This is a genomic window from Undibacterium sp. KW1, assembly GCF_009937955.1.
GTDB lineage: Bacteria > Pseudomonadota > Gammaproteobacteria > Burkholderiales > Burkholderiaceae_D > Undibacterium.
On the sequence record NZ_AP018439.1, the window covers coordinates 4,559,200 to 4,574,083 of the forward strand.

The following is a 14,884-nucleotide window of genomic DNA, read 5'->3' on the forward strand; positions in this document are numbered from 1 at the left end:
ACCAGCAATTTTTATACCAGTAGATTCAGCAAGAATGCGGGTTTTTGGTGCAGGCAAGTTTGATCAATTGACGATGAAAAGCAAGACTATGGTGAGATCACGCTTAATAATGTGCATGCAGGAGAATATGCACCATGATGTGCCAACTGGCAGATATAGTAAAAACATAACAGTATCAAAGGAATCCTGAAATGCGTGCTACCTATCTGTTATCATTTTAAAATCTCATATGCCAGTATGCCGATACAGGCACCATGTCTGCATTTTGGCAGTGCCGTTTTCGCGAATCAATTCTATGACCAAAACCCTGCCATTCAGTCTATTTCTTTCCCTGTTGCTCTCCTTCTCCGGCAATGTTCAGGCACAAAGTCAGACACAACTGACACAGATTGAAACTGCAACGACGAAACGCCCTTCAGATTCAAATCAGGAGCTTCATGAGCGCATTATAAAATCAACAGCTTGGCTCAAATTACTTGAAGTCCTCGACAAGAAATATCTTGGGGCAGTAGACGAAACAGCACTTTCAACATTTTGCAGACTGGCACTAGAATCTGCTGCCCCCCGCACAGATAAAGAAGCAAGCGATTCATGCTACAAGACAGCAATCAGCTATCTACTGCCATTAGCAGAATTTATCCCGTCGGAAAAACTTGCCACCCTCAAGAAAAAGCCCGTTTTTTTGGGTATAGGGCTGGAACTGGGAATTCAAGATGAGTATTTAAAAGTCGTCTCCACGATTGAATCTGGTGCAGCACACCGTGGAGGTGTCATGGCAGGAGATGTGATACTGACTCTTGATGGAGTATCGACAAAGTCACAATCTCTGGACAGCCTGGTCAGTCGCATGCGAAACACATCGGCTTCATACACCAATTTAAAGATTGCCCGACGAGGTGTAGATCAAGCACTCAGCTTTGATATTCCTCGCGAAGAAGTTAAAATCACAAGTTGTCGGGGGCGCTTGTTAGCTGCAGACACTGGCTACCTTAGAGCAAGTCAGTTCATTGATGAAACGCGTTCCCAGGCATTGATGGTGATCAGAAGAATGGAGAAAGAAAATCAAGGTCCATTGCGCAATCTGATCCTGGACTTGCGTGGCAATCCCGGCGGCGCACTTCCTGCTATCGTCGGCATGGCTGAGCCTTTTATTCCAGCGAGTAAATTAGTGTTGATCACCAAAGACAAGCACGGCGAAAAGCACGAATATCGCACAACTGCCGAAGAATCGAGCACAGAATCCGTGTCCAGGCTTGCTCCTGAAATAAAAAGTGAGCTCAAGCAAATTCACTTGATCATCTTGACAGACAAGCTCTCAGGTGGCGGCAGCGAGTCCTTGATAGCTGCCCTGCGCGAATACAGACCAGTGACACTCATGGGTGAAAAAACGTCTGGATCAAACAAAGTTACAGAAATTGTCGAGATCGGTAATGGCAGCGCCATCAAGATGGCAACAGCGACGCTGTATGCACCAAACGAAGTAAGCCTGCCAGAAGATGGAATTGTTCCTGATAGGATGGTAGCTTTTCCCAGCCTTTCAAAAGCTGATTATGGTAATTCAATGAACGATCCTGTTTTGCAGGCGGCATTATTATCCATTCAAGAGAATCGTAAAGATCAAGTTAAACAAAAACTGGATTGAGTATTTTCGGCATATGGATTCTCAATGAGCGTCCGCATTAAACTTGCAGCTGCATATTTACGCTTGTGTATTTGCTTCCGCCTCGGGCCAAAGTCGTAGAAAAAGATGGCGGAACAAATACAAAGATGCAGCCAGTCAACCGGGCCCTTGGGAGTTGGTGAGTTGATCACGCCCAGTTTGAATAAGCCTGCTAGAACTTGGTCAGCAGTGCGACCAGCCCTTTTTCTGTCAGGTTTCCTCAGCCATCCAGGTCACCCTGGCGTGCCTGATCAGCGCGGATCAGATGTGCCTGATAATTTTCCTGTTGGCGCGCCAGACCGCGCATAGGCGAGCATAGACCTTGCATCAAACCCAATGCGTTTAATCCTGCATGCGTATGCAAACATGCAGTGCGTCAATTCACATCTAAATTCACCCTGTACGGCATGAGCGAGGGAAGGGGCAAGATTGCGCAAGCAAAGGCGCTGTTTGCCAGATATGGTGTTTGAAACTGGCTCTCACGCAGCACCGATCCGCAAGCGCTTGACACCGGTTTTTTGAGCGGCTTTGTCTTCGTACTGACGCAACACAGGGGCGGGCCTGGTCCTGGCAGTAGCCTGGCCTGCATCACGGAGCTTGAATACGCTGATAGCATGTTGCAGATGTTTGCTCTCTTCTGCCAGACTGCCAGAAGAAGCGGCGGCTTCTTCTACCATGGCGGCATTTTGCTGGGTCAGCTCATCCATCTGTGTAATGGCCTGGTTCATCTGTTCCACACCATCGCTTTGCTCGTGGCTGGCATTGCTGATTTCATGAATGATGCTGGCCACGTTTTGCACAGCGCTGACCAGTTGTGACATCGTCCTGGTCGTGTCGGCCACGAGTTTGTTGCCGGTATCAACCTTGCTCATCGAAGCCGTGATGAGTTGCTTGATCTCTTTGGCAGCACTGGCAGAACGCTGGGCCAGGTTGCGTACTTCACTGGCCACTACGGCAAACCCACGTCCCTGCTCGCCTGCCCGCGCCGCTTCGACTGCCGCATTCAGGGCGAGTATATTGGTCTGAAAGGCAATGCCATCAATGAGACTGATGATGTTTTCTATACTCCTGGCCGACTCGCTGATGTCTTGCATGGTATTGCCCACCTTGTTGACCATGTCGCCGCTCTGCCTGGCGATGCCCGACGCAGCTTCTGCCTGCTGGCTGGCCTGGGCGGCACTATCGGAATTTTGCTTGATGGTGGAAGCAAATTCTTCCATGCTGGCAGCGGTTTCTTCGAGATTCGAAGCCTGGGCTTCTGTACGGTTTGACAGGTCAAGATTGCCATCGGCGATCTCACGACTGCCTCGCGTGATGGAATTGACGTTGCTGCGCACATCGCTGATGATGGCAACCAGGTTGATATTCATCTGCCGCATGGCCTGCATTAATTGCCCCATCTCACTGCCATCCCCCTTGGGGACTTCAGTCGTCAAATCACCACCGGCCATGGCGCGGGCAGCCATGATGGCCTGCTGCAAAGGCCGGAGATACGCGCGGTGTATGGCATAAGTATTCCAGGCAATCAATATGCTGGCGAGAAGCAAGAATGCGAGATCAGCAGTGCGCACATCAGAACGCATGAATTGCGCTACACCCAGGGCAGCAACGGCGGCGAAGATAGCCAGCATGCCCAGCACCAGCCTGGTCGTTCCTGACATGTCCAGTGCCCGCTGCAGGCGCCCGGCCAGCCCTGTTTTTACCAACTGACCATGATGCAGCTTCATGCTGCCGCTCTGGTCTTCACGCATGCGCTGGTAGAGTTTTTCCGCATCAGCAATCTCGGCACGGCTGGGCTTGGTGCGCACGGACATATACCCTATCACCTGGCCTTTTTCCATGACAGGAGTGACATTCGCCCGCACCCAGTAATGGTCACCATTCTTGCAACGGTTCTTGACCATGCCGTCCCACTGCCGCCCCTCTTTGATGGTACCCCACAAATCTGCAAAGGCCTGCACCGGCATATCGGGATGGCGCACCAGATTATGCGGCGAACCTATCAGCTCATGCTCTTCAAAGCCGCTAATTTCGATAAAGGTGGGATTGCAATATTCGATATTGCCCTGGAGGTCAGTTTTAGAAACGATGGATTGTCCATCCTTGATTTCAACTTCTTTCCCGCTGACTGGCTGATTGAGACGCATGGCTGGTCCTTTTCAAAAAATTTCAAGCTAGGGATATGCAGAGGAAAAAAAATCCTCCAGAAATTTAAGTCAAATGTAAAATCTCAACTCTGTATTCGGCTAAGTAACTGTTTATATCCTGGACCGCTGTTTTTCCAGCCAGGAACAAAGCCAGCTTAAGGAACATCAATTGCCACCCGCCTTGATGATCATCCAGCTAGATTTTTGCACCCTTGATGCAGGTAACCAGAAATCAAGAAAGCCCACAAGCTGTCCTCACAAGGCCAGCCTGGTGATGCTAAAAGTGACAATAAGAGACGGCGACATGCAGCACACATGAATATCAGCACGCAAACATCAGTCAACCAACCAATCAATATTTCTTATCACTATCATGGCAGATTACAAAACGGGAATATTGATGTACGGCAATATTTTCACTACAAAAACGCATTAACGCCATGAATATTCTTTTAATTTTATGAAAATCTCAATTCAAATATAATAATCATAATTATTATATTAAAAAGATAATTTAACATTAACTTGCAAAATATTCAGATGCGAGTTGTAAAAAAACCAGAGCATCTGCCCTGGTTTTTTCATACTAACTTGCAGACAACAGACAAACCGGATTACAGCCCGCCTATCATCTGCAACTACTACAAACTACAAGGCTCATACAAACGAAGCCTCTTCCACATCACAAGCCGCATGACGCGCATAGACCGAACTGGCAAACGCCCTGCCCTGTGACAGAGAACGCAAGTCATTCGTATGACCGAACAGCCTGGTCAGGGGCACATCGGCCACCACTTCAACACGGCCTGTGTTTTCTGCGATGCCCAAAACGCGGCCGCTGCGTCTTTGCAAGTCACCGATGACATCGCCAGTGTTGATGGCGGGGGCATCAACGGTCACTTTCATCACAGGTTCGAGCAAGACTGGTTTAGCCTTGCGCAAGCCTGCCAGCACGGCTTCCTTGGCGGCGATGATAAAGGCCATTTCATTACTATCGACGGCATGGAAATCACCATCGAGCAAAGTAACTTTGACGCCTGTCACTTTTTGCCCCAGCGGGCCTTGCTGCATGGCCTGCTGTACGCCTTTTTCAACAGCCGGGAAAAACGCCGTTGGTATCACGCCACCCTTGACGACATTGGCAAAGGCAAACTCACCGTCATCCAGCAGCTCAAGCCGCACGACCACGCGGGCATACATGCCTTTGCCGCCGTTTTGCTTGTCCAGCTTGCCTTCTGCTTCGACCATAGGCAGGCCCATGGTTTCCTTGTAAGCCACATGCGGCGCACCGACACGTATATCTACCGCAGCTTCGCGGCGTGCACGTTCCAGCACCACATCCAGATGCAATTCACCCATGCCCCACAAAATGGTCTCGCCAGTTTCGACATTGTTTTCCAGACGCAAAGACGGATCTTCACGACGGAACTTGTCCAGCGCTGCCAACATCTTTGCACGGTCAGTGCCACTGCCTGGTTCAACCGCCAGTGCCACCACGGGCTCACCAGCATGGATGGATTCCAGTGTCCACGGTTGCGCCTTGCTGGACAAAGTTTGCCCCGTCAGCGCGTCTTTCAGGTTGGCGATGGCGATGATACTGCCCGCGCCAGACTGCGTGGTACTGGTACGTTCATCCGCATGCACGACATACAAACGGCCTATGCGCACAGAACTATCCAGGCTGGCATTCCAGATGGTTTCACCTTCATGCAGACTGCCGCCGTAAATACGCACAAACGCCAGCGAGCCATGCTCATCATGCGTGACCTTGAACACCAGCGCGGCCAGAGGATCAGTATCACCAGTTGCCACGGTCACACTGTTACCGTTCAAAGTCGCAACGGGAGCAGCGCGGTCATCAGGTGCAGGCAGCCAGGCTATCACGGCATCGAGCAACGGTTCTATACCTGCGTTTTTATACGCAGAACCGGCCAGCATGGGCGTGGCTTTTCTGGCCAGCGTCAGGGTACGCAAACCTTGCAAAATTTCTGCATGAGTCAGCGTGTCGTTCGCCAGATAGGCATCCGTCAATGCATCACTCGCTTCTGCCGCAACCGAGGCTGCATACGCATACGCTGCCTGCGCTTGCGCCTGCAATTCTGCGGGCAGAGCCAGCACCGTCATATTGCCCTTGGCATCCCATTGCAGCAGACGCTGTTGCAAGACATCGATAACGCCACCAAACTCATCCGCCGCACCAACAGGTATCGCCAGCGGCACAGGGCGCGCACCCAGTTGCTTGCGCACCTGTTCCGTCACGCGGGCAAAGTCAGCACCAGTCTGGTCCATCTTGTTGACGAAGATGATCATGGGCACGCCATGTTTCTCGGCCTGATGCCAGACAGTCTCAGTCTGCGGCTGCACGCCAGCCACGCCAGACAAAACGGTGATAGCACCGTCAAGCACGCGCAGAGAGCGCTCAACTTCGATCGCAAAGTCGATGTGGCCTGGCGTATCAATCAGCGTGAATTCATGACCGTTCCAGATGCAGCGGGTCGCCGCTGCACCAATGGTGATGCCGCGTTCTTTTTCCAGTGCCATGGTGTCCATGGTGGCATTGCCTTCATGGACTTCGCCAGTGCGGTGGATTTCGCCGGTTTTAAACAGGATGCGTTCAGACAGCGTAGTCTTGCCAGCGTCTATGTGCGCGATGATGCCAAAGTTGCGCCAGTTGTTACGCACATTACTGAGCGCAGAGTAAGCAGATGCCTTGTTGGAAGCGGCACGGGGTGTGGTGTTCGTCATGATGATCTTTCATAGCGAGCGGTCGTGGGGTTGTCTTGGTGACAGCGCCGCGGGGCCATGCGACCACCCTTATTTCAGTGGACCCGCGCGCGTTCTACATCTGCTGACTTCATGTTATATGGCTCCTCAATGAGAGAGTGACTGGTTCAAAGTACACTACAAAGTGCTGACTAAAATGGTGCTGAGTTTTTGGATATCAAGTTCAATACTTTTGGAACATTTGGATAAGCGTAGCGAGCGGTGCTAGTTTGAGTAAAGAAGCGCAACCGTACTAAAGTACGGTGAGCATCGCAGACTCAAAATCGCGCCGCGCAGTAGCTTATACAATTGTTCCAACATGGAAAACAAAAAAGGCCCTTGTGGGCCTTTGTTTTTTTTCTGATGCTATCTGATCAGAGTTTCAACGGGCACACATCAGCGGCCCCGGGATGTCGTCTGACATGCCGGGAGGGCGGAGGTAAAAAAGAGTATGCTCAGTGTTTTCATCTCTACAGAATAATCCTGTTTTTATCGATTGTCAAATGGGGTAGCAAAAGGCTCATGCACCAGATAAAGCTCGCCAGAAATCATGCTTACGCATATTTATTTAATGTTATTTGCATATTTATTAGATAAAATGCATAATTAAGCCATCAAATACATTAAGCAGAAAGTGTTTTATGAGCAACAATACCATAGACACTGCCATGGCCAAGCGCATGGTCGATGCCTCTGCCATACAGGGTGCGTCCATCATAGGGCAGCCAGGTGGCTGGGGCGTCATGCTGAAATTCGGTGTCACAGAAAAACCTCTGGGCGCACAAAGAACCGACCAGCCGCGCGTGTGGCGCTCACTTGACCGCTGCATGGATTACCTGAAAACCGAACTACATATCACCCGCGTTGATTTGCTCGATGCCAGCAATCATAGCGATGCAGCAGATAAGGCCACTGTCCGCACCGATACCTCCGAACGCATGCGCCAGGCACATGCGGCAGCCGCTCACGACAAATGGTTTCGCGAGCAGGTGCAAGCTTCGCTGGATGACCCTGCACCTGGTATCGCAAACGAAGATGTCAAACAAAAATTTGCCGCCAGGCGCGCAGCATTGAAGCAGCGTATCGCGGGTAACAAAGCTTGAAGCTCATCTGGAAATCACTCGCGCTGGCAGATCGCGAGCGTATCATGGACTACATCGCAGAAGACAAACCACAAGCCGCAATTGATCTTGATGAATCCTTTGAGCACACGGCAGATCAGTTTTTGCTCAACCCACGCATGTACAAACCTGGCCGTGTCAAAAAAACGCGTGAAGCAGTCGTTCATCCCAACTACATCATGGTGTATGCAATTGAGGGCGACACCATCAGCATACTTAGAGTTTTGCATAGCGCGCAGGCGTGGCCTTGAATGGTAACTGCGTCAAAATAAGGTTCGCTATAGCACATCAACTTTGATGCTATAAAATATAAATGGCCCTCTGGTCCCTTTGCAATCAAGCGACTTACCCTCGCAGCCAGTGTAGGTACGATTAGTGCAACGTAATCGTACGCATGCTGTGCCGCAAATGACTATAGGTCACAAGCAAGTTCCGTGTCCGCTACTTATTCATTTCAACGTGAGTGAAATGCATGCATGATGGAGTCACATAAAATGCCCTAGATTATCAAGCAGTATAGGGAGTTGCAGCCAACCATTCGTACGATTACGTTGCACTAATCGTACCTACGTGCTTATGAACTCGACAGCCATATCGCCCTTACCCATTGCGTGGCAGCCAGGTTGCGCGAGGCAGGCGCAGATGTCAGCATCCATATCCTGCCCTTCCCCGAATTTGGCCCCTACGGCTGGCGGGATTGGGCGGACGTGGTGATTGCCGGAGATGTGCTCGACAATGATATGGAATTTGGCCTGTATAGCTGGTTGGCCGGAGAATCGCTGGTCAAGCAAATGATGGACAAAGCGGCCCGCACCTGGCTCGCGCAAGCCAGTACAAAAATCGCCGCAGAGGAAGACGCGACAAAGCGCGCTGCACTCATCGAAGCCTGCTTCGCCCGCATGGTAGAACAAGCCTGGATACTCCCCATGCGCCACACCCGCCACGGCATAGACTATGGCCCGCAACTCGGCGGCGTGCCCCTGGCGCGTTGCGGCTGGATGGATTTTCGCAAGCTATGGTTGCGGCCTTAAAAAATTACAAGTAGGGTGCGCCGTGCGCACCGTTTTTTCGGGGAAATTTATTTTCTCGTCATATCAAACGCGGTGCGCACGGCGCACCCTACCAGCGTGATCACAGGAACTTATATCTATGACCCACTCCTTGCAAATTCCCGGTCTCCTTAAACGCTGTGATTGCCTACCGCGCAGGTATTTACCTAACCCGTAGCAAGCACACCTGCATAAGTAAAGCGCATCAATATGCAATGAAATCCTGATGATTGTGATCAGGTATTGAATATGCAATTTTTTAATGCCATGCTAAGCTATGTACATCTTTTTAGATAACTGTAACGGTTGAAAGCAAACTACGAAACAGCAACCGGCAATTGCAGTGCGAAATTTTCAAAATCAATCGCCATGAAAAAAACTTACAACGATGCCGAGTTTTTCTTGATACTCCATATGGCGACCATTCTCGTTCTGGAAGGCGGGCAACTCCTGGGCGTAGATTGGACTTTTGGCAAGGATAATGCTTTTGGGCGTATGCTGACACACCCGGGGCTGGTGGCGATACATCTGCTTTTTTCTTCCAGCCTGTTGTTTTTATTCTGGCTCAAGAATGAAAAAACTTACAAACTCATGTACTGCATTGCATTGTGCGCCTGTATCTACGGTGCTTTTATTTCCTTTGCCGTTTCTATCGGTATAGATTTTGCATTGATGCTTGGTGCCGCCGGTATGATCCGTTATAGCTCTCCCCTGGCGTTTCCTGACGGCTTCGGTATGTTTGCAAAACCCATCCATCGCGCTGATGAAGATGGAAAATGAACCTGACATACCCCATGCAATAACCCGAATACCCAGATGCAGACAAAAACACATTACCGCCACGGCTATCACATCATCGTATGGACAGATATCTTCGATCCCTCACTGACAACACTGATCCAGAGTTGCCCTGAACTGGTTATGGGGCAGCATGTGGCGATTGCTGCTTGTGATGGCGGCCATTACCTGCCTGATCAGGCAGAAATGGCAAGAGGCTGGACGCTGAACAATAAGCTGGCTGTCAGCCCGCGCGTGCAAAGCATAGCCGATTTGCCGACGCCGGGTTTTGATGAATGGTATGTGTATGAGGGTGAGACACCTCGTGCGCAGCATGCTATATCGGTGAATCACTTTGAGTTTTCGGTACTTGATGAGCAAAGTGAGCAAGCGCGGGTTTTCTGGTCACAAGTCGAGAGTTTCCAGCCTTTGCATGTATTGGGGGCTGGTGCAGGTTCCATGTTTGTACTCAGCCGTGATGAGCAGATTCACAGGCAATTACAAAAAATATTCATCATGCACACTGACATACCAGATCCCGCAGCGTTTTTCCTCGCGCTTGGCGGGCTGCATGATGCCAGGTTTCGTGCGAGCGCAAATCCATCTGGCAAAATATTGACGCTAGAGGTAGATGACATCAATATCAACTTGCTAGGTCTGCCTGGATATCAGGGAAAAGAGCCGGCCCTCTTCATTTTCTCAAATGTGGCAGGCTTAGATATGGATTATGATGTCGATGATGCCAGCAATTGCCGTATCTACGACATGGAAATAAATACAGAATGGGATGCACGCAGAAGCACAATGAACATTTCCATATCCCCGGGTGGCAGGCTGTCTTTTCTATTTTCAACTGTAAAACGCGCAAAATACTTGAGCAAGCCTCAGCCTTGATCATTGACCATACAGAAAAAATCTACATGAAAAACACCCGCAACAGTGCATTGATCTTTCTGTCTTTTCACATTGTGACTACTTTGGCACTTATCACCGGGCAGCTCATGGGCGTACATTGGCCATATTTAAGTGAACGCCAACTGATGAGGCTAGAAATTCACCCTGGCTTTGCGCTTGCTTCCATTTTTGTTTCATTACTCCTGCTGGTCTTGCTGTGGAAAAAAAACGAGAAAACATACCGATTCATGCACGCTCTTGCCCTTGCTGCCCTTGTCTATGGCGTTTTTCTTATGGTGACCCACATGCTGGTCTTTGGGTTTCTGTTGGCCTATGGTGCTGTATGTATTATCCGTTTTAGCACGCCTTATGGATGGCAGCGTGTGAATAATTTTTTTGCCCATCCTGGCCATCATACTGGTGAAAATGGACAGTAAGCGCGTCTGTTAACAGGATGACAGAGTCAGATACCTTTACATTGCTGTTATTGAACACAGACAAAAAACTGCATGGCCGAGATACTCCATTGCCTTAGCGCGAGGCCCGTAAAACTGGTTTCCAGCGGCATTGCTTATGAACCAGCGCCTGTCATCCATATTGATGTCTGTGAAGGTGAGCAGGTCGTGGCCGCTGCCCGTATCATGTATCCTTACCATGGCAGCATGCTGGGTAACAGCACCAATAAAGCAGAAGAAGAGCTTGAGCTGGAGGTGCTGACGCTGTTCAGCAAAGGTTTGCTGCCATTAACACTGGGGCGCGTGATGGAACTCAGGCAAGTGATGCAATCGATAGGGCATCACGAGATCACCCCCATGTATCAACACCCGGCAGAGGTGGATGGCTGAATGGCGGTATTGCTTTTTACTCCACCCCATTCTCAAAGTCAGTAATGACCTGGTCAAAGAAAGCACGCAGGCAGGCGGTTGAACAAAAAAAGGCATCACCGATATTCTCGAACAACGTCAACCCTTTTCCAGAGGCATTCACGCCATGGTCGCACAAATGGACTGATTTAATCACGTCAGCTGGTCCAAAAGAATCGGTGTTGCCAATTCTTTCCATCGCACTGAAAGTCAGGCAGGCAAATTTTCAATTGTTAGACTTGCCGCAGTGACCGCAGCAGCCATTGGCGGGAAAGAACCCGGCTGTCTTGTGTGTTTTTAACGGGTACTTCATATTTTCAAGAGATATCTTTCAACATATCAAGTGACGGCACAGATCAACATGCTCAGGAAAAAACACTAAGTAATGGCAGTCTCACTTTCCTCAGCCTGCTTCAAAACCTTTGCCGCCGCCACATATTTGGGCCGCCAGAACCAGAACAGTATCGCCCCTAGCGGGAAACCTGCCGTTAGCACGGACGGTGCATATTTGCTCATCGTCATCAAGGCTGCACCAAACAGCTGGAATTGCAACAGATTCAAGCGATATTCGCCAGATGTCCAGTTCATTTGAATTGCACCTACGCTCAGGATAATGAATACAATCCACAACCATTTGCGTTTGGGGATCGGGGTCTTGATGCAGACGATCAGTGTGACGATTATGAACAGCGGGATACAGACGGTAGCAATCAATACCAGGTAGTGCAATACCGATTTGCCAGACAAGGTGAAGCGGTTCAGCTCTTCTTGCGAGCCATTGGCCTTGTGAACGCTAAAGGCGGTCACGATTAACTGCGTATCGATGCGTTTCAAGGCCACAAAACCTACGGCCCAGCCATACTTCGTATGGTATTCGAAAGTGAAATTGCCGGTCCAGACGCCATTGATGATATTGACTTGTGAACCGATCAGTTCAGTCGATAATATCTCACCACCAGGAAAATAAGCACTGATACGCAGTAAATTATCGTCAGTCACTGTTGGCAGCAATTCTGGATCCAGCTTACTCTTCACATAGGCAAAATCATTGTCATGCACATGCTGGAGATAATCTTTTGCGAAAGCAGATTCTTCTTTGGGTATCAGCTTGTCTTCAAGAAAACCTGCTGAGGATAATGCAGAGATGCTTAATAATGCCATCAGCAGAATGGCCTTGATGAAGTTGCGCATGAGTTTGTTTTTTTTTGCCGGAAGAAAAGGAAATTGGTTTGCAACCTATTCTAAAACAAAAGACGCGACATCAATTTATTTTATGTATCCACCAACTATGATTTCATTTGGCGCGATGTGCAGAATTTTTTTGAATCACTTCCACAAAACTGTGATTGTACTTCTTAGCATCATCCTAGCTTAACGATCTCTGGCATCGAACAGCAAAGGCAACAGCCGTGCGATATTGCGCGCATCGTCTATGCCACGGTGGGCAGTACCTTCAAACTGCATGCCTGCCTGGCGCAGAGCCTGGCCCAGGCCCAGCTTTTTACTGAGACTCAGGCGTTCAGACATCAAGGGCTTGAGGTTGATGTGCGGCGCACCGACAGGATTGGGGACGCCATGAAAGGCGCAGTCCTGCTGCAATTGCTTGCGATCATAATCGCCCCAGGAGCAAAATACAAAGCCCTGGTATTGATGCAGCCATTTTTTGAATTGAACTGCCACATCCTTGAACAAGGGTGCACCATCCACATCGTGTTGTTGTATCGATGTGAGCTCTGTACAAAAGCCAGTCAGCACCGGGTGCCTGACAGGCCGGACAAAACTCTGGAACTGGCTGAGCACCTGGAAATTTGTTGCTTCGACCATGACTGCACCGAATTCTATGATTTCCATTTGTTCACGCGGCACACTGCCCTGGTTGCAGCAGGTGGCTTCAAAGTCGATGACGAGGTAATAATTTGTTTTCATGTTTTTTTATTTTAAGGCGCGCAGTGTCACTGGCACACGCCATACGGCTGCACGCTATGATGAGTCAGCTGAAATTAGTTTCAGATTTTTATATCGTATTTTTATGATGCGCCACAGAGCCAGTCTGCAAGATCTGCTTAATATCTGCTTAAGGTCTGAGTATGGTATGGCATCGCGCTGAACATTCCATGTTGTGCCTGGTTTTATTGTGCTTCTTGTTTTGACCTGGCAAATTTTCCCTGGAGCGGGTGTTGATCACATAAATAGGACTTACGCAAAATTGTCCCAGCAAGGCGTAGCGACGAAGACAGTACTTTAGTACGACTAGGAGCTGCAACGCAGCTGGGGCGGTTTTGCGTAAGTCCTAATAAAGTGTATGTGCGGTATTGCTACAATGGGCGGATTGTAGCAATACTTGTTTAAGCAATGAAAGTTTATTTGCGATGGATGTTGCGTGTTTGCTGCATTCATCGCCTGGGACGCATTACAGTGCGCGCGACATTGCGGCTGTAATACGAGATGTTTGATGTCGTCGTCCTGCTGCTTGAAACCTCTCACCACAGAGACACAGAGACACAGAGTCACAGAGCTGGCACAGAGAGAACATCGTCGCTCGCACCCCTGGCATCGCATCCATTGGTAAGCGTAGGGCGCATTACAATGCACCTCCCGTTACGTCTACATCACGGCTTGGATTAGGCGATATTTGATGTCGCCATCACACTACTTGGCGCTGTCCACACGCAAGAACGCAATCAAGGCCTGCAAGGCCGCCGTCTCCAGATTTGATGGCCTCAGTCAGAAACTATAAAGTCGCCATACTGGACAAGCAACGCCAGGAAATCGCAGCACAGCAACAGGCAGCATTTGATGCCGAGTCTGAAAAAAACATACAAGAATCACGCACCTGTCTGAGTAAACTCACTGAGGATGCCAGGACAAAATCCCTGGCCGGTAAATTCTCTCCCTTTGGCAGCAATACCGTGCCTATGGAAATGCTGGCCAATACCGGCAAACCCAATGCCAAAGAAAAAGCAGCCTTGTCCTATGTTGTGGCCGAATGGGAAAAATGCATAGACATACAGGCAGAGCCGCGCAAGAAGTATTTGCCACCAGAGGCCAACAATATCATCAGCAGCTACCGCCTCGACTTGCGTTCTGGTTTCGCTGATCTGTATAGCGGTAAATCATCGTATGGCGATACAGCCAGAATGCGCGCAAAGCTGGACATAGAATTCAAACAAAAAATAGATACCCTGAGTGCCAAAATCCAGGCGCAGGAATTTGCCGACGCCAAGCAAAGGCAAGAAGCCGAAGCACAAAAACGCTATGCCGAGGCACAGAGCCAGCAACAGCGTGAAGCAGAAAAACAAAGACAGGCGGAAGCACGCCGCATGCTGGACATGCAAGAAGCCCAGGCACGTGCACAACTGGAGCAGAACCGTCAGTTGCAAAGGAATGTCGATTTCTTGCAGGGCATGCAAATGCAGCAAATGTTCAGGCCGCCTCCACCACCACAACCCGTGATCATACAGCAGGCACCGTCTTACCCGACAACCTGCAAATCCACGCGCTTTGGCAGCACAGTAACGACGAATTGTTTTTGAGCTGCAAGGATTTGCATTGGCAATTCATGGCACTCTGCTAAACAAATAATGTACCTTGCCCCGGTATTTTTTAAATC

14 protein-coding genes are annotated in these 14,884 nt (G+C 49.6%); 9 read left to right on the plus strand and 5 right to left on the minus strand.

Going from position 1 to position 14,884, the window contains the following annotated elements:
* The first annotated feature begins 295 nt into the window (after positions 1–295).
* Positions 296–1,642, plus strand: a complete 1,347-nt coding sequence (locus UNDKW_RS20400; RefSeq protein WP_162060206.1) for a S41 family peptidase — start codon at positions 296–298, stop codon at positions 1,640–1,642.
* Positions 1,643–2,139: 497 nt separating this feature from the next.
* On the opposite strand, the gene UNDKW_RS20405 is transcribed toward UNDKW_RS20400, so the two are convergent.
* Together UNDKW_RS20405 and fusA are read right to left on the minus strand one after the other, a co-directional pair.
* A complete protein-coding gene (locus UNDKW_RS20405) occupies positions 2,140–3,807 on the minus strand; it encodes a PAS domain-containing methyl-accepting chemotaxis protein (protein ID WP_162060207.1) in 1,668 nt (555 codons plus the stop codon).
* Between the two features lie 657 nt (positions 3,808–4,464).
* Positions 4,465–6,552: an elongation factor G gene (gene fusA / locus UNDKW_RS20410; RefSeq protein ID WP_162060208.1), complete on the minus strand. Its 2,088-nt coding sequence runs from the start codon at positions 6,550–6,552 to the stop codon at positions 4,465–4,467.
* A gap of 659 nt (positions 6,553–7,211) precedes the next feature.
* Between fusA and UNDKW_RS20415 the strand changes: the two genes are divergently transcribed.
* The 7 genes from UNDKW_RS20415 (at position 7,212) to UNDKW_RS20445 (ending at position 11,256) form a co-directional block, all read left to right on the plus strand.
* Entirely contained in the window at positions 7,212–7,673 is a 462-nt protein-coding gene (locus UNDKW_RS20415; protein WP_162060209.1) for a hypothetical protein, read from the plus strand.
* The gene (locus tag UNDKW_RS20420) at positions 7,670–7,942 is read left to right on the plus strand and encodes a type II toxin-antitoxin system RelE/ParE family toxin (protein WP_162060210.1); all 273 of its coding nucleotides are present in this window, start codon (positions 7,670–7,672) and stop codon (positions 7,940–7,942) included. Before UNDKW_RS20415 ends, UNDKW_RS20420 begins: the two co-directional genes overlap by 4 nt.
* Positions 7,943–8,302: 360 nt before the next feature.
* Positions 8,303–8,722, plus strand: coding sequence for a hypothetical protein (locus UNDKW_RS20425; RefSeq protein ID WP_162060211.1), 420 nt, complete (start codon positions 8,303–8,305; stop codon positions 8,720–8,722).
* A gap of 387 nt (positions 8,723–9,109) precedes the next feature.
* Positions 9,110–9,520, plus strand: a complete 411-nt coding sequence (locus UNDKW_RS20430; RefSeq protein WP_162060212.1) for a hypothetical protein — start codon at positions 9,110–9,112, stop codon at positions 9,518–9,520.
* 36 nt (positions 9,521–9,556) lie between these two features.
* Entirely contained in the window at positions 9,557–10,411 is an 855-nt protein-coding gene (locus tag UNDKW_RS30115) for a hypothetical protein (RefSeq protein ID WP_197892946.1), read from the plus strand.
* A 26-nt stretch (positions 10,412–10,437) separates the two neighbouring features.
* Complete coding sequence (locus UNDKW_RS20440; protein ID WP_162060213.1) at positions 10,438–10,848, plus strand: hypothetical protein; 411 nt, start codon at positions 10,438–10,440, stop codon at positions 10,846–10,848.
* Between the two features lie 72 nt (positions 10,849–10,920).
* Positions 10,921–11,256, plus strand: a complete 336-nt coding sequence (locus UNDKW_RS20445) for a hypothetical protein (RefSeq protein ID WP_162060214.1) — start codon at positions 10,921–10,923, stop codon at positions 11,254–11,256.
* Between the two features lie 16 nt (positions 11,257–11,272).
* Here the strand turns inward: UNDKW_RS20445 and UNDKW_RS20450 are convergent, their stop codons facing one another.
* The 3 genes from UNDKW_RS20450 to UNDKW_RS20460 all read right to left on the minus strand — a co-directional run bounded on the left by UNDKW_RS20450 (position 11,273) and on the right by UNDKW_RS20460 (position 13,200).
* Positions 11,273–11,473 carry a hypothetical protein gene (locus UNDKW_RS20450; RefSeq protein WP_162060215.1) on the minus strand — a complete coding sequence of 67 codons (201 nt, stop codon included), beginning with the start codon at positions 11,471–11,473 and terminating at the stop codon, positions 11,273–11,275.
* Positions 11,474–11,652: 179 nt separating this feature from the next.
* On the minus strand, positions 11,653–12,465 hold the full coding sequence (locus UNDKW_RS20455; protein ID WP_162060216.1) for a hypothetical protein: 813 nt from the start codon (positions 12,463–12,465) through the stop codon (positions 11,653–11,655).
* A 180-nt stretch (positions 12,466–12,645) separates the two neighbouring features.
* Positions 12,646–13,200 (minus strand): 3'-5' exonuclease, encoded by a 555-nt coding sequence (locus UNDKW_RS20460; RefSeq protein ID WP_162060217.1) that lies wholly within the window; start codon positions 13,198–13,200, stop codon positions 12,646–12,648.
* A gap of 788 nt (positions 13,201–13,988) precedes the next feature.
* On the opposite strand from UNDKW_RS20460, the gene UNDKW_RS20465 reads away from it, so the two are divergent.
* A complete protein-coding gene (locus UNDKW_RS20465; RefSeq protein ID WP_162060218.1) occupies positions 13,989–14,807 on the plus strand; it encodes a hypothetical protein in 819 nt (272 codons plus the stop codon).
* Positions 14,808–14,884: the final 77 nt, after the last annotated feature.

What these genes read in the sequence shown, in the direction of transcription:
- UNDKW_RS20400 (WP_162060206.1), top strand. Translation starts at nt 296, where the DNA reads ATGACCAAAACCCTGCCATTCAGTCTATTTCTTTCCCTGTTGCTCTCC.
- UNDKW_RS30115 (WP_197892946.1), top strand. Translation starts at nt 9,557, where the DNA reads ATGCAGACAAAAACACATTACCGCCACGGCTATCACATCATCGTATGG.
- UNDKW_RS20465 (WP_162060218.1), top strand. Translation starts at nt 13,989, where the DNA reads ATGGCCTCAGTCAGAAACTATAAAGTCGCCATACTGGACAAGCAACGC.
- UNDKW_RS20440 (WP_162060213.1), top strand. Translation starts at nt 10,438, where the DNA reads ATGAAAAACACCCGCAACAGTGCATTGATCTTTCTGTCTTTTCACATT.
- UNDKW_RS20450 (WP_162060215.1), bottom strand. Translation starts at nt 11,473, where the DNA reads ATGGAAAGAATTGGCAACACCGATTCTTTTGGACCAGCTGACGTGATT.
- fusA (WP_162060208.1), bottom strand. Translation starts at nt 6,552, where the DNA reads ATGACGAACACCACACCCCGTGCCGCTTCCAACAAGGCATCTGCTTAC.
- UNDKW_RS20415 (WP_162060209.1), top strand. Translation starts at nt 7,212, where the DNA reads ATGAGCAACAATACCATAGACACTGCCATGGCCAAGCGCATGGTCGAT.
- UNDKW_RS20430 (WP_162060212.1), top strand. Translation starts at nt 9,110, where the DNA reads ATGAAAAAAACTTACAACGATGCCGAGTTTTTCTTGATACTCCATATG.
- UNDKW_RS20455 (WP_162060216.1), bottom strand. Translation starts at nt 12,465, where the DNA reads ATGCGCAACTTCATCAAGGCCATTCTGCTGATGGCATTATTAAGCATC.
- UNDKW_RS20460 (WP_162060217.1), bottom strand. Translation starts at nt 13,200, where the DNA reads ATGAAAACAAATTATTACCTCGTCATCGACTTTGAAGCCACCTGCTGC.
- UNDKW_RS20445 (WP_162060214.1), top strand. Translation starts at nt 10,921, where the DNA reads ATGGCCGAGATACTCCATTGCCTTAGCGCGAGGCCCGTAAAACTGGTT.
- UNDKW_RS20405 (WP_162060207.1), bottom strand. Translation starts at nt 3,807, where the DNA reads ATGCGTCTCAATCAGCCAGTCAGCGGGAAAGAAGTTGAAATCAAGGAT.